Genomic DNA, 18,948 nt, shown 5'->3' on the forward strand with positions numbered 1-18,948 from the left:
GAGATATCCATACTATTCTCCGATTTTCTTACTTCTATGCGACTTTCACTAATTAATTATAACAAATATTAATTAATAATCAATATAAATAAGAAGAGATTTACGAGAATTTTTATTGGTAGCCAATGTAAAGGAAGCAAATCGTTAAAACGAGTACCCCAAGCAAGATACTTTCTATTACACCGCCTGTCCTAAAACGAGCAAGACGAAAACGGAATGTTGCGGGGTAAAGCAAACGAATACCTCGCACGGTGAGTGCATCGAGTATATAGTGGGAAATCATACCAATTAAAAAGCCTAGACGCAAACCTTCTTGTTCCGGAAAAAAATAAAGAAACAATAGATTAATGAGTAAGAGAAAGAGCAAGCTATGCGTAAATGTTCGATGACCAAACAATGTGCTAACAATCTTTGATAAGAATGGTAGCCTCCTCCCTATCTTTGAATGCGTGTGACAAATATCGGGTATAAGAGCCCCAATCAGCCCAGCAGCATAATAGCCAATCTGTCCTTCGTTCTGAAACAAAAAGATGTCGGCTGCTTGACAAGCAATGATCCCACCAATAAGATGTGTTTTTCCTGTCATCTTGACCTCCTTTTCAGTAGCAACGACTTATTTTACCATAAACACGAACATACGTATGTACTTTTATGAAAAGCCACTCCCATAGCCTCATTCGTCAACGACAAAAAGTCTAACCTGAGCAGCGTTAGACTTTCTTTTGATTATTCGCTAAATGTAGTTATCCACTCGTCAAAGGCCCTTACATACTTTTTAATCCGCTTCACCGTTTCCTCTTCTGTGATACATTCATCTTCAATATCAACACGCTTATGAACTTGTCCAACTAACAGTTTTGGACCAGACATCACGTAGGCATCAATGGCAATTAATGTTTGTCTCAATTGTGTTTGAGCCTGTACCGTTCCTGCGCCTTGTGGTGAAGCTCCAGCAAGTGCAATCGGTTTTTTAGGTAAAGGGGAATCCTGTGGTGGACTAGCAGCCCAATCCAACGCATTCTTTATAACGGCTGGCATTCCATTGTTGTATTCTGGTGAAACGATGATGAGACCATCCGCATGTCTCATCCCTTCTTTCAGTGCTTTCACTACATCTGGAACGTGACTCTCTTCCACATCAGCATTGTAAAAAGGAATACGTTCAATGGCAATTTCATTAAACGTCCAATGACTTGGTGCATGCTCTTTAATCGTGTTCAACAACTTTCGGTTATACGATTGTTTACGAAGACTTCCACATAGAAGAACGATGTCCATTAGTAAACCTCTCCCTTCATCTTTTCCAACCTTCCCATTCCCTTTACACAGTTTTCTAATCGGATCCAAATAAAAAAGCTCATCGTTATGCCGATAAGCTAGAACGTGCTTACAGTCTATTCGCAAAAAGCTTGATTAAGTTTAATTCAAACGCATTTCGATTGTAGTCACATGCAAGCCTCATCAGATGAGAAAGGTTTCGCTTTAAAAAAGCCAGATAAAGATTTGCTTTAAAATGAGATGAATCCATTGTTAATATATCTTCTAACAGGCCAACTGCCTTACTCCTTTCATCATGTACAATAAAATAATGAGCCTGTTCTACTTTATCAATTTCTTGAAAGTTAATTTTACTAGGTATCTGCTTTTTGTGTAAGTTTAAACAAAAAGGGATTACACTAGTCGTAACTCTCTTAGCAGCATCGATATTTTCTGACACGTTATAGTAGTGATTTGCTTTCCATAGATGACTTAAACTGCATTCTAGCTTATTCGAAAACGCCAAAATAGAACCAGCGATTTGATGAGCACTTCCTTTGAAAAACGGGGGTGCCAAAGGATTAACAATATTAGCAAGACAATTCTTTTCTGCTTCCTCCCAATCATCTGAATCTATGAACAATGAACGGGAATGGTAATGAACGAGCCTTGTTAACAAAACGGTCTTTACATAGCTAGGATCTAAATTCCTTAGTTTCATTACCATACTTTCATAAAACTTCTCGACGGTATGCTGGTCATTAATAAGTAATTCATATTGTAAGATTAAATCAAGCTTAAGTTTTAACGAATTATCCTGAACTTGCCCATAAAGTGTTCGTACTGTTTCCATAATGTGTGCGGTTTTGCCTTTAGATTGCTTCGATTGTCTCGCAAGGTCATACACTAGGATATGGTCTTTTAATATCGGATCATTCTGGTACCGCTCAAATAGCACCTCTTGTTCTTCTTCCAGGTTGTATAGCGATGTATATTCAAAAGCTGCTTTCACACATGCATAATCTGTGACCTTCATACAATAGGCTGCCATTTGTTTTCTGGCTTCCTTTTCATCAAAAAAAGTATCTACCAACAAAACCACTTGTTCAAAATCCATGTTGTTTTTTTGACTAGTTAAATACTCAATTCCATCGTCTTCAATCTTTTTACGATCCAACTGATATCGTTCCATAATCTCGATATGCATAAGTAAATAAATCCACCCTGTTAAATAATTTTATTTGCTTAGCTATTTGTTGATGATTGTATTAATACACAACGCATTCATTACTACCTATTCGCTTCAAAAGGTAAAAACCCTTCCTATGTTTCAGCAATTTCCACTGATGATTTTGGCTATTAGTTAAGTCGATTGACCACCTGTGAAACTTATGAGCAGAATTCGTATAAGAGACGAAAACGAGCACATTCCTTCAGGATGAAAGAACATGCTCCATTCTTATACAGTAAAAACTTTGTTTAATCGAGACCTTTTTCCTTTTTGAATGCAGGAACTGGAACTGGCGTAGCCGAGAATGTATTGATTACAAGATGAGCAGGGGGCAATATTCACTCTCTACCATCTTTCTCCTGTTACCCAATTAAGTAGAACGGTATTAAATCCATGGGGATCTGCTAAACTATAGCCATGTCCGACACCTGTAAATACTTGGTCTTGACAGTATTCATTCGTATACTTTATTTCCGTTAATGACCGCTTCATCATTCGGTTTTCTTTTTCACCGACTGTTACAAGCATTTTAGTTTTTACGGATGAAAAAGAGCTCGGCAATTGGTAAGACAAGTTTTCTCGCATAACCCGCACCAATGTATCACGTTTTAATTGCTTTGATTCTTCGTAATAGCGGTCAAATTGTTCTTCTGGTATGTAGAGCACGTTTGCCTGAGCTTTAGCGAAGGTACGATACTTTGCAAGTGGATAAGATGCTTGCAAAGCCAATAATCCTCCTGTACGAACGAAAGACGTCGTGTTAACAAGTGCACTGTTAATCATCGCTGTTTCAGCAACATTAGGATCTTTACTTATCATATCAATGACTACTTGAGCCCCAAGCGAAAAACCAATGAGGTGGATAGGCTTTCCCTCTGCCTTTTCTTTTGCAAGCTGTAGACATTTTAATGCACTTTGTCCAATGGAAAACTGTCCTTTACTCTTTCCATGTTCAGGTAAATCTACAGCTAGACAATGATAGGTTGAGGAAAAGGCAGTTAATTGCTTTTCCCACATCCAGCTACTAACGCCACCCCCATGAATAAAAAAAAGTAATGGCTGCAACGGATCGCCTACTTCTTGAAAAGCGAGGACACTCGTACTCATCCTTCACTCCATTTTGAAATCGAGATTGGCTCATAATCGTCCAATTGTTTTAATAACGATTCTGAGGAATCAGCGACAATGATGAGCTCTTTATATTGAGGATTCATAAAGCCTTGTTCAATCGTATGATCAATCATTGAAAGAAACGGATCATAAAATCCAGCTACATTTAAAACCCCACATGGTTTTTGGTGATAACCCAGTTGCGCCCATGTAAAAACCTCGAACCATTCTTCTAGTGTCCCGGCTCCTCCAGGTAAAGCGACAAATGCATCGGCAAGCTCTGCCATCCTTGCCTTTCGCTCATGCATGGTCTCAACAACATCTAATTGAGTAAGATGATGATGGGCAACCTCTACACGCATCAATTTCTTAGGAATAACACCATGTACATGACCTTCTTTTTCTAACACTTGATTGGCAATTGCCCCCATACACCCTACCTGTGCTCCACCGTAAACGAGTCCACGGTTTTGCTCTGCAAGTAAAGAACCTAGACGCTTCGCTTCTTCTATATAAATAGGATTTGTCCCACTGGCAGACCCACAAAAAACAGCTATCTTTTTTATCATTTGATTAAACCCTCTCTATTACGTTCATTTAATAAAACTTTTCTCCATCACTATTCTTTTCGACATCATTCTTATTTTTCCTGCGTATGTCAAAAAGGATGGTATCATTTACCATCCTTCATACGTAATGACAAAATGAAGTACTGTTAGTTCCTCAGTTGGATTTTCATACAAATGAATCTTGTCTCCATTAAAACGGATGCCGTCATGTTCCAGTAAATGATAAGCTTCATCTCCTATACGTACAATAAGCTCATTTGTCATAACCGTTACACATTCAAGCACGCCTTGAGGATGAGGGTCTGATTGGTAAATCGCTCCTGGTTTTAAATAACCTCGGTAAAGCTCATAGTGGTTTTTTTGAAACATTGGTTCAACGATAAACTGTTTATCAGAACTAGCTAATTCAAGGGATTGGTTCTTTCGAGAAAGCTCAATCCCTTCTTCGACCATTAATAAGGAAGCAACCGGTACACCTAATCCATTCGCTATTTTCCAAACAACAGATAGAGTAGGATTCCCTTCTCCTTTTTCAATTTTCATTAATGTCAACTTACTTATATGACTTTTACTTGCGAACGCTTCAAGACTGATACCCTTTTTTATCCGCAATTGACGTACTCGATCACCGATCTGTTGAGCAACTTTTTCTTCCAATTTCATCGCCACCATATAATTATAATAGACTTAAAGTATATTATAATATACAATAAGGTTACTTTAAGTATATAACATCTCACCTAAAGGGGTCTAGGTTATGAAGAATTCATTGAAAGACGCTATCGCTGACGGGTTGCCGATCGCACTTGCGATTGCTTCTTATGGCCTATCATACGGCGTACTCGCTCATCAAGCAGATTTTACAATTTTAACAGCTACGGTTATGTCCATACTTATATTTGCTGGTTCTGTGCAACTAGTTGCCGTTGCCATGTATGCTACCGGTGCTACTATACCAGCCATTCTACTCGCTGCCTTTCTATTAAACTTGCGCGACTTTCTTTATGGAATGGATTTAGCAAGAGATTTAAAGAAAGTGAAGCAACCATGGCGATTCTTTAGCCTTTTCGGTATAAGCGATGAACCTTACCTTCTTGCCAAAGCTCGATTCAATAAACACGGCACAGATATTCGTTATTTCTTAACAACGACTTTATTGTTTTATGTTGCCTGGGTAAGTTCTTCCTTTATAGGTGTATGGATTGGCGATCAAATAGACCCCATTCGTTTTGGGCTTGATCTTGCATTTCCAGCAGCGTTTACCGCTCTGCTCCTCCCTGCTTTAACACACAAGGCTGCTTGGCTAACTGTTGGGGCTGCTTGTATCATCACAATGATTGCTGAATGGATCGCACCAAATAATGGCTTTACCATTATACTTGTCGGCTTGCTTGCCCCACTCGTTGGTATTTATACACAGAAAGGAGTGTAGACTTATGTTTGATCAATGGCTACTCATTGTATTAATGGGTGTGCTAGTCTTCAGTATCCGCTACATTGGATTAGAATGGTTAGGACGTGTTACCTTATCTCCATTTGCAAAGCTTTATTTTCAATATGTGCCAATCGCTATTTTAACAACGTTTCTAGCACAGCAAGTGCTCAACCCTTCATCTACTGCCATTCTTTCTGTACCAACATTACTCGTATGTCTTTCCACGGGCATTGTTTATTTTTTTACAAACCATTTTTTACTATCCGTAATTATTGGTGTTATCTGCGGCATTGTTTTTCGTACGTTACTTTTCTAATGAACAGCCACATTGGTTTCAAAATCTTCAAATGCCAGCGCTTTAACGATACTTGCGGCTACCATACTTCCATCTGCAGCTGCAAGTATAAGTTGCGGGGCTTGATTCATTGTCATATCACCGGTTGCATACACCCCTGATACTGTTGTCTGACCAAAACCATCTGTTTCATACCCACCATTTTCATTTTCTTTGCAGCCAAGACGATTTGCAAGAAGGGAGGCTTGCTTAAGCGTACATGTCACAAAGCCTGCCGAACGCTCAAGTACAAGTCCATTTGTAAATTGAACCTGGTGTAGTTGACCATCTTTTCCTTTAAGTGCCTGAATCTTCTCTTCTATTACTTGAATGTTTCTTGCAGCAAAAGCTTCCTTCTGTTCAGTTGAAAGGACGCTTTTGCCATTCGTGGCTAAAACAAGATCTCTACTCCAGTTCGTAATGAGTGTCGTAAACATGCTTGCATGATCGTTTTCAGAGATGACCACCAAAGGTTGATCCTTAAGCTCCCACCCATCACAAAATGGACATGGAAATAAACTGGTTCCATAGTAGTCATGAATGTCTGGAACATCAGGCAAAACGTCTTTTAATCCTGTTGCAAGCAAAATTTTGCGAGTGACCAACTCAGTTTTTTCGGTTTTGACTTTAAACGTGCCATCGCCTTGCTTCTCAATCGCCTTCACTTGTTGTTGTTCCCATTTAATTGAAGGATAGTTACGTAAATCAGCTAATGCTTTTTGTCTAAATTGCGTTGGTGTCACGCCATCTTGGGTCAAATAGCCGTGTGAATGCTGTGTTACTTGATTTCGCGGATTAGCATCATCAAACAGCGTAACGCTCCGTTTGCCTCTTCCTAAAACTAGCGCTGCACTTAATCCAGCTGGACCGCCACCTATAATCACTGTATCGATCATTCTTTCATCTCCTTTTATCGATATTATAGATATCGAAGACTATTTTTATCTTTAATTTCTGTAAAAAGAGTACCGCTACCCGCGGCTCTTTTCTACCTCATTAGCGATATCTGCAATGGTTGTTTTATCTAGCTCTTCTTTCAATCGGTCTTCTGCTCGCGACATTGCTTTTTCAATCAAACACCCTTTTCTTTGAACTGCATCTTCATGGTCTGAGGAGCATCGAAATAATACCGACTGTCCTTCAATCGCATGAATGATATCTAAAAAAGAGATTTGTTTTCCATTCCGGCTCAGACTATAGCCGCCATTCACGCCAGGCGTTGACTCAATCAACCCTGCTTTTACAAGCTTTGTTAAAATTTTGGATAAGTAAGTTGGTGAGACATCTTGTCGCTTTGCTAGTACATCAACACCTGTTGCCTTACCACGAGGCATCGTCGTTAAATAAACCATTGTATGCAAAGCGTAGTTTGTTGCTTTCGAATATTTCATGCCCCTCATCCTTAATCGTTATTACAGACCTTATTTATCTGTAATATACAGTAGCATGTGAAATGGGGTGCTGTCAATTAGTTGTACCTTTAGTTAAGGAAGGATCACACAGTTTCGAAATCATTCCTTTAATAAGTCTTTCACCCGTAATGAGTGATGCAGCTTCCTTTACTTAAAAAGGGCTAGATTTTGTTGTTGTAAAAATTCAATGCATGGCTCAACCGGTAATTGCGGTAAATGAAATTCTTCATTGAGCACTCGCTCTAATTCGTTTAAATTATTCAATGTTCTTGTCTGCTTTTTACCTGATTCAAAGCGAATTGAAAAGGTATTGTTTACTATCGAGACACTGCGTTTCTGATGTAATTGATAAAGCTGACACCGAAATAGCTTCATAAAGGTTGCTTCTTTTTTGAACGAGTCTTGATAAAGCGGCTCAAAATCAGTTACGTCAACGATACTAATCAATGTTCCGTTGCGATCGGGCAGTTCTCCTTTCACCATTAAAGGTGGAGTAGCAGAGAGAGAAAAGCCAGCTTTTTGTAAAAAAGCCTCCACACGTTCTCGTTTTTCAGGCATATCAATTCGAACTCGACCCGAATATCCTAATAATAGGGCACGAATGAGATCAATAGCTCCTTCTTCTGTGTTACAAATGAGTGGCCCGATGATTCGATTGTAAGGTGTATCTATAGCTAATCCATATCCAACGATTCCTTCATCTTTAATGAGTACATAGGCTTTACTAGCTTGCTTTATACGATCCTGTAAGAATCCTTCTCTTCTCTCTCCAAATGCCATTGCATCTAAATCGACTACATCTTGAAACATGAATCGTTCAAAAGGCTGGGCTTGTACGAGATCGTTAAAGAATGTAGCGGAAGGATTTGTATATTTCACTATCCTACCCGTCGTTTGAAAGCCTACTTTTCGATAAAGGGGTTCCCCCTCTTTTGTTGCAATCAACATAAGTGATTGAGTTTGTGTTTTTTTATTTATACACGCTTCTGTTAGTTTACGACCAAGTCCCTTTCCTTGATGGGACGGATGAACTATTACCATTCCGATCGACCCAATCTTTTGTTCATCGTAAGAAATAAGCGCTCCACAAGCCACAAGTTTTCCATTGTCTTGAATTCCAAACACTGTGCCGTTTTTAAATATAATCTCTACTTCTTTTCTATGATAATCCCATCCAACAGCCTTTGAAAGGTGGACAATGGAATCCCACTCATCCACAGTTCATTCACGTACGATTTCAGTCACTTTAAATCCTCCATTGTATTTATCACAGGTATGCATTTATAATGATGAAGATTCATAAAAATTAATTTTTAGTATACGCTAAATGGATCCATTTAGGAAAACAATTGACTTGGAGGTTCTTATGCCAATTAATCATCTTACTTTTTCCGTTTCAAATCTTGAGAAATCCATTACTTTTTATGAACAAGTATTAGGTGCAACCTTACTCGTTAAAGGCGAAAAACTAGCTTACTTTGATTTAGACGGTACATGGCTCGCCCTGAATGTCGAAGAAGCCATCCCTCGTAACGAAATCGCCCAATCCTACACTCATATTGCTTTTTCAATTGAAGAAGAAGCATTTGAAAGCACAGTCCATAGACTTAACGCCTTAGAAGTCTCCATTTTAAAAGGAAGAACCCGAGATGAACAAGACAAACAATCCATTTATTTCACCGACCCTGATGGGCATAAATTCGAATACCACACCGGGACATTGCAAGACCGACTCGACTACTATCGAAAAGACAAAAGCCATCTCACTTTTTATTAATTACAAGGCTGTGTAGCGTCATGGGTAAAAAAGCAATGAAGGGGTTCATTGCTTTTTTCCATCGTCACACATATAGGTCAAACATCGTTACCTCATAGCCTTTTTGCTTTAAATAAGTAAAAAGTTGCCCACGATGGTGAAAGACGTGAGTCACTACTTCCATTAACCACTGAATTTGTGTCGTTCCTTTTTCAAGATAAAAGGCTGTCGTTGTTTTTGTCAGAAAGTCTTCATCTTCTAACTGAAATACATACGTCTTATAGGCTTCTAACCCTTTATACATTTCATCAATCATTGCTTGCCTAGTAGGAAGCGAATCGTATTTCTGTTCTATTTGTTGAATCTGCTCCTGAGTTTGTTCCTGCATAATACATAAATCGACTTCGGGAATGGCTATTAAATGGCGCATCAACTCTTCCAATGTGCGCATCTGTTCAGTTGGGCGATACGAATAGTCTTCCTCTCTTACTTTGTGTATTAATCCCTCAATCGACCGAATTCCAACTTCTAACTCGTGAAATGCGGTTTCTTTCATTTGGCTAACAGCATTCATTCTTATCAATCTCCTTTCGTAACTTTCTTTTAGTTTAGCTCATAATAGTGACAATGAGTGTCACGTTACACATAGTTTGTCCACATGGCTTGCATTTTTTCTTTTATCCTATCAATCGCTACTTGTGGTTCTTTAATAACGGCTTCAGAGCCAAGTGTCCAGATTACTTGAATAAAATAAGGAAGCTCCTGTTCCGGAACAGATGCTTCAATCCAACCGTTTCCATCTTCTTCTACTTTTACAAATCGTTCTACGTCAACAATCGATTGGGCTTTTCTTACCCCTTTTCGCGACAATTTCACTAAAAAATGGAATGACTCTTCACCTGTTTCTTCAGCTTCCAGTAGCCATTCTTGAACTGTCTGAAACGGGAGATCAACAGGTTCTGTCCTCGTCCTCTCGACCTGTTTAATACGATCTGCTCGAAATAAACGGATCGCGTTTCTTGTAAAACAGTATGACGGACAATACCAAAACCCATGAGAACTGTAAAGCCCAATCGGCTGGATCATTCTTTCCACCAGCCCATCTTCTTTTTCATAGGTAATTGTAATTGGTGTGCGCTCCACTGCCGCTTCTAATAACACGTCTAAATAACGCGCCTGTTTATGACGAGGAGGACTCCAAAACGCAATACGACCATTCATTTTTTTAATCCTCTTTCGAGCTTCCTGAGAGAAATGCTGATACAGTTTTTCTAGCGCATAGTCCGTTTCCGTTTTGAATGGCAGAGTAGGAACAAATTCCAACGATTGAAAAGAAAAATAGAGCGCAATTGCTTCTGTTTCTTTTAAAAACAACGGCGGAAGCATTTTTTCAGCGATAACATAATAGCCACCTCCATGACCAACCTCGGAATATAAAGGTAGCCCTAACCCGCTTAGTTCATCTAAATCTCTAAGAATAGTCCGATAGGACACATTAAATTCCTGAGCAAGCTCACGCGCTGTAAACTTATGTCGTTTATTTATGTAAAACAGTAATTCAATTAATCTTGTTGTCTTTGACATGCTTTCACCCTTTTTCAAGTAATGTCTACTTGCATGTATCATACTTCGTGCTAGGATAAGAAACAATTATTTCTCATATGCCAAGGAAGCAAACCGATGTTGTGGTTAAAGTAAAACAGGTAGTGAATTTCCCCTTAGCTACTCCAACTCTAAGATCTGTATAGTTCTGTCTCGCATTTCTTTCCCATACAGTCTTTCGACTAAAGAAAGGGTCATCGAGATTCCCGCTGTGATGCCAGCTGATGTAACGACGGAACCAGTGTCAATGTAGCGCCTGCCTGTAACAACGTTTACCTTCTCGAACGTTCTTCCAAATAAAGATAAAGCGGATTGATTTGTAGTAGCATCTTTACCGTCCAGTAGTCCCGCTTTACCTAGAAAAAACGATCCTGTACAGACAGAAGCAATCAGTGCATGGGGTTGAGCCTCTATCCATCCAATAATCTGTTGATCTTCCATTACATTTTTCATTGCTTTTATAGGACCACCTGGAACGAGTAGGACGTCAAAAGCAGGGCAGTTTTTAAATGAATAATCAGGTATCACTTTTAACCCATTATGGGCCGTAATAGACTCCCCTTCTTTTGATACTGTAAATACTTGAAAGGGCTTGTCCTTTAACGCTAATTGATTCATAAAAAGCTTTCTTACATCGCCTTCTGAAAAGACACTCATCGTAAATACTTCGTACGGTCCAGCAAAATCGAGTGCATCCACATAATCAAATAAAAGTATGGCAACTTGATACGTTCGCTTCATATACTCACCTCTTAGATCAATATACCTCATAGGGGTATATTACACAAGTGATTTTATTCAGATTATTCTTGACAATGTGGTTCCCAACTTAACATACTTACTTTATTGGAGGCGATATTATCTACCCTTACTCTCATCCAACCTAACAACTTTATGGACTCATTCGCGGACCTCCCTCTATTCAGTTAAAACGTTTAGTTAACGGAATGGAGGAAAAGAGAAATGGAAAAATCATTATTTACTACCTATTTACAAGAACAAGAAGAAGCTTTTAGTGGTTGGGATTTTTCCCGTTTAACTTCATTAAATCGCTTTAATAGTAGCTTATTACCATGGTCATATGGAGGACTAGCCTATGCCGCCATGCAACAAGCAAACGCCGTCCTCGATATGGGGACTGGTGGTGGAGAATTTTTTTCTAGACTTCATCCTTATCCACCTATTGCTTACGCAACAGAAGGCTACGCGCCTAATCTAACGATCGCTCGTCAACGCTTAAGTCCCATTGGCGTTACGGTTGTTTTTTCTCAAACCGATGAGAACATTCCCATACCATCTTCTTATTTTGACCTCATTTTAAATCAACATGATTCGTTCTCTGTTAACGAACTAGAACGATTGTTGCAACCTGGCGGAACGTTTTTAACTCAACAAGTCGGTGGAAAAGACTGTTCTGACTTAAATAAAGCTCTGGGAGCCAAGATAGATCCTTTGTATTCAAAATGGGATTTAGACCATGCACTAGCAGCTTTCTCTAATAAGCCGTTTCACATTCAAAAAGCACTAGAAAAGATCGGTGTGCAGCGATTTTATGATATCGGAGCAGTGATTTACTATTTAAAAGCCATTCCTTGGCAAATTCCTGATTTTTCTGTTGAGAAATATAAACATCCACTTCAGCAGATGCATGAGCATATTCAGCGTAAAGGCTATATTGATTTTATTCAGCATCGATTTCTGATTGAAGCGCGATTGCTGTAATGTAAGCGAAAATCTTGTCAATTTCATACATTAGCTTTTCTTATTGCCCCGGAAATAATGACAGATATTGCGATAATAAGAGGAAAGAAAGCTAAAAAGACCTTGAGGACTATACACGACTCAAGGTCTTTTTTTGTTTTATACCATATAGAACCCAAGCAGCCGCTAACACTGCCATAAGAATACTCGCAACATAGAACACCATACTTAAATCAAACCAGAAAAGAATTAAAAACGATAACAGCGGCCCTAGTGCAGCCCCTAGATCAACCATAACGGTGTGAACAGTCATCATCTTGACAGAGTCTGTTTTTGAAGCGGCTCCCGCAGCAAGTGTGTCCGTAACGGTAACAAACATAGTGGATGCAAACTGGAAGATAAAAATAACAATGAGCAGAGGAACAATCATGTCAAGAAAACCTAAAAACCAAAACGTGACAATGCTAATGAATAAAGGGACAAGTATGAGGGTTTGTTTATTAGTTGAGCGATCAACCATACGGCCAAACAGTGGTGCAATAAAGGGTTCCCACGCCCAACGAAATGCCTGTATTGCGCCTGCTAATCCAAGCACGCCAATGGTTAGACCCAAAATCGACCATTGCTCATCATAGCTTCGACCAATTAGTGTGCTTAAAGAAGACGCAAAGATACCTAAAACGATAAAACCCATTGTGGCACTTGTTGCGATGACTAAACGAATGTAAGGAGTGAGGAATGTTAAATCTAGGTTTTTATACTTGTCAGCTGCGTCCTGAGCCGCCTCATTTCCTTCTGTTTTCGGGATCAGCATATAAATAAATGGGAGAAGTAAAAACGAGCCGAGGGCAAAAATCGTCGTAACAGCCGTTATCGAAAAAATATCTACAAAGACGCCACCTGCCAACATCCCTGTTAAACCACCTAATCCCCAAAGACCATTGTAGAGACCCATTAAATTGCCCCGGTTCGTATCTTGAGACAATGAAACAACTGTCAATAAACCGCCAAGACGGATAAAGGACCATGCAACGCCCCATAAAATGCGCATGATAACTAAAACAATAAACCCGCTTGAAAAGCCGTAAAACAGCGTACTAATTCCTGCTAGACTTACAGCTACTACCATACCAACCCGCACATCAAATTTTTTATAAAAAAGTCCGATAAGAGGTGTAATGGGCAAGCGAACAAACCGATTAATGGATAAAAGTACACCTACTTGCCATACCGCTGTTAAACCAAATTCCTCCCAATTTAGCGGTAACACAATAAACAACATCGCGTCCCCTAATACGGCTACTGCTGTAATAAGCGCGATTGCCACAACTCTAGACTTTGAACTCATCCCCTATAAACCATCTCCTCACCCTCTTATATGTACACAAGTGTAACGCTCTTTTAAAAACAGAACAATCAAAAATTTAGTTCTTTTTACTACTCTTGTTCACTAGCCGTTCTTTTAAAAATCTCCGTCGCCTCTTTTGACAACGACTGAACTTGGTGTATATATAGAAGCATATGCTTTTCTTCTTCTTCGTTATACGGATAGGTTAATTGGCTAGCTACATCTCTCGCTAACGTACTAAATAATTCACATGCGATAAAAAGAGAGCGCCAGAAATCTTCATAGGAAGGACCACTATACGTGTGTTTGTATTGTTCCCATAATGTTTCAGGTAAGAAACACTTAAAATATTTACCCATTTTTCCTGTTGCCACCGGCGCGTTTTGATTTTGTTGAATCCACCAAGAGGTCATATGATTCAACGGCACTCTCACCACACCATCAAACATTTCTTTTGCATAAGGAAGCTCATCTCGCCAAATCCCTTTCACAACATTTTGTAGACACCACCAAAACTCGTTACAGCTAGTTAAAAACTCCGCTTCCGTTGGTTTTTTCACCCGATAACCTCTATCGGAAGCTAGTGGGATATCAGGCAAAATCCCCCTTTTATCTAATAACGGTATCGTTAATGAATCGTTTCCGTACTCATCTCTCATTGACGCAATCGTCTCAACATGTAAATCAATTCGGTTTCCATCGGTAAAGAGCATCAAGTACGTGTAAGAGCGGTCAGCATTCACTTTTTTCCCTAGAGCTTCATCGTGTTGAGCTGGCTCTTGCATAAGTAAACGCTTACCAAATTGATCCAACCATTCACGCTCTTCCACAAATGGTGCCGTATTCTCTACAACATAAACAATGTCGTAATCTTGAAAAAGGTCTTTCGGTGCGTTCTTGTTTGCTCTAGACCCATTCATATACACAGCTAAAATACGTTCATCTTCACTGGCGATTGAAAGAATAAGATTCATCATTTCCTTTTCTGATCGCATCGTTACTTCCTCCTTAAGCAAGTGGCTTCATTAACTCAATTTCATCCCGTATAGGAATACCATTTTCTGCAATAGACGGAATTTCAGGCTTAAGCAAACGTGCTTTCTTTACGGCTTCTTTATGAAGCTTATGTAGTACATAGCCTCTTTTTTGATAAAATGCAAGAGCATGTACATTATCATTTGTTGTCACAAGATGGATCGCTTTTATGTTCTTTTCTTTGGCATCATTCTCGAAGGTTTCCAATAAAGAAGTCCCTACGCCAACACCTTCCTTTACACTATCCAACGACATTAGTTCCACTTGTCCGTTGTGATACGCAAACGTGAGTAATCCAATAATGTTTCCAGTTTCATCTAGTGCAACAAAGCCATCCAGTTCACTACAATCATAAACACCGCTAGCAACCACCATTAGCGAAGAACCCCATTGTTGCCTAAAAAACGCTTCAACGTCTGTTCGATTGTCTTGATTAATTTCTCTGATCACCATCTTGTTACCTCCTTGAAAAAGGCACCTCGTCAATTTCCGAGATGCCTTCATTGTTAAATCGCGCGCTTAAACATCCAGCGATTTTGGAAGAAAAACGCCGCTGACTTTCCACCTAGCTTAATAATTTCCTTTGCATCTTTTTTCAGTTCAGGATTATTCGCTACTTTGCCATCAGATAAATAAAGTGCGTACAAGCCTTTCTTCAAAAGCATATGAAATTTCTCGTCAGGCAAGCCTTTTAATTTCAAGTTCGCTTGTTCATCTAGAAAGCGAAACCGCTCCATCATATCTTCCTTTGACTCATAGTACGCAGCAAAATTCATTTCATTTTCTAAGCGATCTTCCTCTTGATCAATAAAATAATCAAGCATAATGTGTAAGCCTTGGACCCACGGAAAATAAGCTTCTTTTATATGCTTCGACTCTTCTTTTGTCCGCTCAGAGGCAGCAGCATAGGCTGCAAGTGTATAAAGTGCGAGGGTTGATGCCGCACCACAAGCAAATTCATACCAACGCATCCCTGGAACAAGGTGCTGATTTTCTTCATAAAACGCTTTTAACAACGGTTCACGCTTCTCTTCTTCCACATGCTTGTACACTTGGAAATCAATATAATAACGCGCAACTTCCTTCATGTCATCTTTCATCACGTTAAAACCAGGAAATTGCTGCACCGCTTCACGGCAACGGGTCACCAGCTTTTGTAAATAGCCGTCATCATGAAAGCGTGGTCGATATTGATAGTAATCACTAAACTCTTTTTCAGGCTCTAATGTATCTAATAGCGCATTGTGAATAGAACGAAAATCATCCGGGTTCGTGCTGTCATTTTTGTCGCAAAGCGTATCTAAAAAATCACAAATCGACTGATACCCTACCATAAATTGAATATAGCGATCTTTATTTGCGCCAGACAGAAGACCGATAATACTGCCTCCTTCAGCGTGAAACGTTTTATCGCTAACAGTCCATGCTGCTTGTTCACGGATCGATTCGTCTTGTATCTTCATGGCTTCACTTTTCCAGTGACGTAGCTCTTCATGGGCTTGGGGAATGGTTTCCTTCTTAGCACGCGACACTACTTTAATTGCATTTGTTGGGACTGATTGCATACAAACTCCTCCAGCTTCATACCTTCCAATTTCTTTTTATTGTAGCATTTAATGCTTTAAAAACTAAACAAAATCCCCTTTTTTACTCAAAGGGGAAAAGGTCTACTCATTTTGGCTTTGAAATAAATCCGTTAGTATAGTAATAAGACCAACAATAAAGAAGATGATACTCGCATAATAAGCAATCATTGCTCCTGTAAATAAGGTGGGATCGTGTATGTCCATTGCCAACGCAATTTGAGTAAGACCGAATAATACAATGCCTACTATAAACAAACAGCGACCATACCAGACAACTTTATCGTTCATGTACGTGCCTCTTTTCCTATTTTTAATCCATTAGAAGCGCAACCATTCTAAATTTTTTGTAACATTTTTATCCTCTACGAAAGCCGCCTTCTGAATTAATAATTTGACCGGTAATCCAGTTGGCTTCATCTGTTAATAACCACGCAATAAGTCGTGCTGGATCATCATTTTCACCCATGCGCCCAAATGGAAATTTAGGCTTCAAGGCCTGCCAAAGTTCGTCCGTCATATAACCTGTATCAACAGGGCCTGGGTTGACAGTGTTCACTGTAATGTTGTAGTCGGCTAATTCATCTGCAATGGTCTCAGTTATCCCGGCAATGGCACCTTTTGCAGAGCCGTACGCAATTTCGCCGCGCAGGGGACCTAGCTCTTGTCCAGACGTCATAAAGATCACTTTTCCCCGCCCCGTCTCCGGTTTAAACTGCTTTGTAAAATGCTGGGCAAGCAACAAGCTAGATTGGGTGTTGACCACGTAATGACGAGAAAGGGATTCACTATTTATCGCCATTAAAGAACCATCACTCCCACTCATGGCATGATTACATACGAGTGCATCAACATGTACATGCTCGATGTTCTCGAAAAGTTGTGCAGGGGCACTCGCTTCCTCAAAATTTGCTGAAAACTCCGTTAGCGTTGCACCTTCTGTCAGCTGTTCTTTTATGCCACCTAAAACAGCTTCTAATGAATCAGCTCCCCAGTCTTGCTCTTTGTCGTGAATACGGTAATGCTGGATAACAATGGATGCACCGTAAGCAGCACATTGCCTAGCAATGGCATATCCGATCCCTTTTCTACGACTAACCCCTGTTATCAACACGGTTTTATTCTGCAATGGCAACGTTTCTCGCTTAAATGGCATTCGATTGTTCTCCTTTTGTTCAAGCTTTTACGATCCACTCAAAAGTTGTCAGCGGTGTTTTTTTGCTCCATTCTTTTTCCTCTACTACAATCGTTACTTCTTCTTGTATCGCAGGGCTAACAACAAACCGATAGCCTTGCATCGCATCCCCACCACTTCCCTCTGTCATTTGGGCTCTGTATGGCTTTGACCCTTTTACGTTGATTGTAAAAACCCTCGTCCGCTCATGAAAATTGACCTTCTCTGGACGACAGACCATTTGCAGGAGTAACACTGTTGCATTTTGATAGGTTTGCAACGCTGGTATGCTATAAAGGATGTCGTCCTCTTCATGTAACAACGATTGAGGAATGGTGTTTACATAGCCTTTAGGTTGAATTATTGGCCTATATTCTTCCTCGTTAGCGGCGACATGAAAAATACTCGCAATCATTTCCTTTTCAAGTTGATAGGTTTGTGCCCATTCTTCCATTTGATCCATAGACGGACAGCCTGGATTATTGTTTGTCATCACCTTACGTTTGTGTAGCAAAGCACAAATCTCTTCATCTATCTCTTTGACTCGTTTATTATCATATTCATCATGCATTCCATCATCCCTCCTACTTTAGTATAACATTCACTATTCGTAATGTTATCATTTACCTGTCTTTTTTATGTATACTGGTAAGAAGCATTCCTCAGCTTAGGAGGGCGTCATCTATTATGAATATTCTTTACGCATTTTTCCTTGTAGGTTTAGTCGCTATTCCCATTCGCTTCGCTTTCACTGGGAAGCTTGAGTGGATCCAAGTTTTCGCCACAGGATTCTTTCTGTTTGTTGCCTTCCTATTAACCTTGTTTCTTCGGTGGCAAGGCAGAAAAGATCAAGACTATGTCCCACATCATCATAGAGCTGTCTTTTCTGTTCGATTGTTTGATCGCGTATCAACGAATAAAAAGCCACTTTTCTTTCAAGGCAAAAAAATTGGTTATGTTGAACGATCCTACAAAAAGAAATGGCACCGTCTCCTCGAATCACTTGCTCGTGGACAAGGTAGTCACCACCTCCAACTTCATTTTTCATTTGAAAACGGCACGTATCTGTCTTTCCAACAACATGATAAACGAAAAGAATGGCATATCTACAAAAATGATATCAAGGTAGGAATTGCTCAGCTTGACTCAGCTCTATCTGCTTTAAAGAATGGACAGAGTTGTATGTTTGTTCAACTAAATGACAGCACATTTAAATTGACGACTGAGCTTATTGGTCAAGAATTGCGCATCACCTGTGACGATTTTCTAATCGGAACCGGTCAACATGTTAATCGATATCTATATGAACTGTCCCTCTCTTCAAAAGGAGATAAAGAAGAACACTACTTCTTGTTAGCCGTTTATGTTGCCTTTCATTTTATTCATCGTAAATAAAGGAGA

General features: G+C 39.6%; 24 protein-coding genes. 5 read left to right on the plus strand and 19 right to left on the minus strand.

What is annotated here, in order from left to right:
• Nucleotides 1–112: 112 nt before the first annotated feature.
• The 6 genes from BK583_RS16850 to BK583_RS16875 all read right to left on the minus strand — a co-directional run bounded on the left by BK583_RS16850 (nucleotide 113) and on the right by BK583_RS16875 (nucleotide 4,824).
• Nucleotides 113–586, minus strand: a complete 474-nt coding sequence (locus tag BK583_RS16850; protein WP_055736705.1) for a metal-dependent hydrolase — start codon at nucleotides 584–586, stop codon at nucleotides 113–115.
• A gap of 140 nt (nucleotides 587–726) precedes the next feature.
• Entirely contained in the window at nucleotides 727–1,278 is a 552-nt protein-coding gene (locus tag BK583_RS16855) for an NADPH-dependent FMN reductase (protein ID WP_139366203.1), read from the minus strand.
• A 109-nt stretch (nucleotides 1,279–1,387) separates the two neighbouring features.
• A complete protein-coding gene (locus BK583_RS16860) occupies nucleotides 1,388–2,464 on the minus strand; it encodes a hypothetical protein (protein WP_055736703.1) in 1,077 nt (358 codons plus the stop codon).
• Nucleotides 2,465–2,833: 369 nt separating this feature from the next.
• Nucleotides 2,834–3,595 carry an alpha/beta fold hydrolase gene (locus BK583_RS16865; RefSeq protein ID WP_055736702.1) on the minus strand — a complete coding sequence of 254 codons (762 nt, stop codon included), beginning with the start codon at nucleotides 3,593–3,595 and terminating at the stop codon, nucleotides 2,834–2,836.
• Nucleotides 3,592–4,167, minus strand: a complete 576-nt coding sequence (locus BK583_RS16870; RefSeq protein WP_307188683.1) for an LOG family protein — start codon at nucleotides 4,165–4,167, stop codon at nucleotides 3,592–3,594. Before BK583_RS16870 ends, BK583_RS16865 begins: the two co-directional genes overlap by 4 nt.
• Before the next feature lie 108 nt (nucleotides 4,168–4,275).
• Nucleotides 4,276–4,824 (minus strand): helix-turn-helix domain-containing protein, encoded by a 549-nt coding sequence (locus BK583_RS16875; protein WP_245804423.1) that lies wholly within the window; start codon nucleotides 4,822–4,824, stop codon nucleotides 4,276–4,278.
• Between the two features lie 100 nt (nucleotides 4,825–4,924).
• Between BK583_RS16875 and BK583_RS16880 the strand changes: the two genes are divergently transcribed.
• Nucleotides 4,925–5,599 (plus strand): AzlC family ABC transporter permease, encoded by a 675-nt coding sequence (locus tag BK583_RS16880; RefSeq protein WP_055736700.1) that lies wholly within the window; start codon nucleotides 4,925–4,927, stop codon nucleotides 5,597–5,599.
• A gap of 4 nt (nucleotides 5,600–5,603) precedes the next feature.
• Nucleotides 5,604–5,918 carry an AzlD domain-containing protein gene (locus BK583_RS16885; protein ID WP_038477256.1) on the plus strand — a complete coding sequence of 105 codons (315 nt, stop codon included), beginning with the start codon at nucleotides 5,604–5,606 and terminating at the stop codon, nucleotides 5,916–5,918.
• Here BK583_RS16885 and BK583_RS16890 read toward each other — a convergent pair.
• From BK583_RS16890 to BK583_RS16900, 3 genes are all read right to left on the minus strand, one after another.
• Complete coding sequence (locus tag BK583_RS16890) at nucleotides 5,915–6,832, minus strand: NAD(P)/FAD-dependent oxidoreductase (RefSeq protein WP_055736699.1); 918 nt, start codon at nucleotides 6,830–6,832, stop codon at nucleotides 5,915–5,917. The two genes, BK583_RS16885 and BK583_RS16890, sit on opposite strands and share 4 nt — an antisense overlap.
• Before the next feature lie 75 nt (nucleotides 6,833–6,907).
• Nucleotides 6,908–7,327, minus strand: a complete 420-nt coding sequence (locus BK583_RS16895; protein ID WP_038477249.1) for an RrF2 family transcriptional regulator — start codon at nucleotides 7,325–7,327, stop codon at nucleotides 6,908–6,910.
• A 168-nt stretch (nucleotides 7,328–7,495) separates the two neighbouring features.
• Nucleotides 7,496–8,566, minus strand: a complete 1,071-nt coding sequence (locus BK583_RS16900) for a GNAT family N-acetyltransferase (protein ID WP_055736698.1) — start codon at nucleotides 8,564–8,566, stop codon at nucleotides 7,496–7,498.
• Between the two features lie 109 nt (nucleotides 8,567–8,675).
• Between BK583_RS16900 and fosB the strand changes: the two genes are divergently transcribed.
• Nucleotides 8,676–9,125 carry a metallothiol transferase FosB gene (gene fosB / locus BK583_RS16905; protein WP_371836655.1) on the plus strand — a complete coding sequence of 150 codons (450 nt, stop codon included), beginning with the start codon at nucleotides 8,676–8,678 and terminating at the stop codon, nucleotides 9,123–9,125.
• A gap of 64 nt (nucleotides 9,126–9,189) precedes the next feature.
• On the opposite strand, the gene BK583_RS16910 is transcribed toward fosB, so the two are convergent.
• From BK583_RS16910 to BK583_RS16920, 3 genes are all read right to left on the minus strand, one after another.
• Nucleotides 9,190–9,678 (minus strand): DinB family protein, encoded by a 489-nt coding sequence (locus tag BK583_RS16910; RefSeq protein ID WP_055736697.1) that lies wholly within the window; start codon nucleotides 9,676–9,678, stop codon nucleotides 9,190–9,192.
• Nucleotides 9,679–9,743: 65 nt separating this feature from the next.
• Nucleotides 9,744–10,688 (minus strand): helix-turn-helix transcriptional regulator, encoded by a 945-nt coding sequence (locus tag BK583_RS16915; protein WP_055736696.1) that lies wholly within the window; start codon nucleotides 10,686–10,688, stop codon nucleotides 9,744–9,746.
• Nucleotides 10,689–10,826: 138 nt separating this feature from the next.
• Nucleotides 10,827–11,447 carry a DJ-1/PfpI family protein gene (locus BK583_RS16920; protein ID WP_055736695.1) on the minus strand — a complete coding sequence of 207 codons (621 nt, stop codon included), beginning with the start codon at nucleotides 11,445–11,447 and terminating at the stop codon, nucleotides 10,827–10,829.
• Nucleotides 11,448–11,669: 222 nt separating this feature from the next.
• Here BK583_RS16920 and BK583_RS16925 point away from each other — a divergent pair, with 222 nt between their 5' ends.
• Nucleotides 11,670–12,428: a class I SAM-dependent methyltransferase gene (locus BK583_RS16925; RefSeq protein WP_055736694.1), complete on the plus strand. Its 759-nt coding sequence runs from the start codon at nucleotides 11,670–11,672 to the stop codon at nucleotides 12,426–12,428.
• Nucleotides 12,429–12,537: 109 nt separating this feature from the next.
• On the opposite strand, the gene BK583_RS16930 is transcribed toward BK583_RS16925, so the two are convergent.
• The 7 genes from BK583_RS16930 to BK583_RS16960 all read right to left on the minus strand — a co-directional run bounded on the left by BK583_RS16930 (nucleotide 12,538) and on the right by BK583_RS16960 (nucleotide 18,118).
• Entirely contained in the window at nucleotides 12,538–13,755 is a 1,218-nt protein-coding gene (locus tag BK583_RS16930) for an MFS transporter (protein WP_055736693.1), read from the minus strand.
• 89 nt (nucleotides 13,756–13,844) lie between these two features.
• On the minus strand, nucleotides 13,845–14,750 hold the full coding sequence (locus BK583_RS16935) for an aminoglycoside 6-adenylyltransferase (RefSeq protein ID WP_055736692.1): 906 nt from the start codon (nucleotides 14,748–14,750) through the stop codon (nucleotides 13,845–13,847).
• Between the two features lie 13 nt (nucleotides 14,751–14,763).
• Complete coding sequence (locus tag BK583_RS16940; RefSeq protein ID WP_055736691.1) at nucleotides 14,764–15,243, minus strand: GNAT family N-acetyltransferase; 480 nt, start codon at nucleotides 15,241–15,243, stop codon at nucleotides 14,764–14,766.
• A gap of 53 nt (nucleotides 15,244–15,296) precedes the next feature.
• Entirely contained in the window at nucleotides 15,297–16,355 is a 1,059-nt protein-coding gene (locus BK583_RS16945; RefSeq protein ID WP_055736690.1) for a tetraprenyl-beta-curcumene synthase family protein, read from the minus strand.
• A 102-nt stretch (nucleotides 16,356–16,457) separates the two neighbouring features.
• Nucleotides 16,458–16,664, minus strand: coding sequence for a hypothetical protein (locus tag BK583_RS16950; protein WP_038477219.1), 207 nt, complete (start codon nucleotides 16,662–16,664; stop codon nucleotides 16,458–16,460).
• Nucleotides 16,665–16,731: 67 nt separating this feature from the next.
• Complete coding sequence (locus tag BK583_RS16955; RefSeq protein WP_038477216.1) at nucleotides 16,732–17,529, minus strand: SDR family oxidoreductase; 798 nt, start codon at nucleotides 17,527–17,529, stop codon at nucleotides 16,732–16,734.
• Nucleotides 17,530–17,548: 19 nt separating this feature from the next.
• On the minus strand, nucleotides 17,549–18,118 hold the full coding sequence (locus BK583_RS16960) for a hypothetical protein (RefSeq protein WP_038477214.1): 570 nt from the start codon (nucleotides 18,116–18,118) through the stop codon (nucleotides 17,549–17,551).
• A gap of 116 nt (nucleotides 18,119–18,234) precedes the next feature.
• Between BK583_RS16960 and BK583_RS16965 the strand changes: the two genes are divergently transcribed.
• The gene (locus BK583_RS16965; protein ID WP_055736689.1) at nucleotides 18,235–18,942 is read left to right on the plus strand and encodes a tubby C-terminal domain-like protein; all 708 of its coding nucleotides are present in this window, start codon (nucleotides 18,235–18,237) and stop codon (nucleotides 18,940–18,942) included.
• The last annotated feature ends 6 nt before the right edge of the window (nucleotides 18,943–18,948 follow it).

This window comes from Shouchella oshimensis (assembly GCF_002019765.1).
GTDB lineage: Bacteria > Bacillota > Bacilli > Bacillales > Bacillaceae_D > Shouchella > Shouchella oshimensis.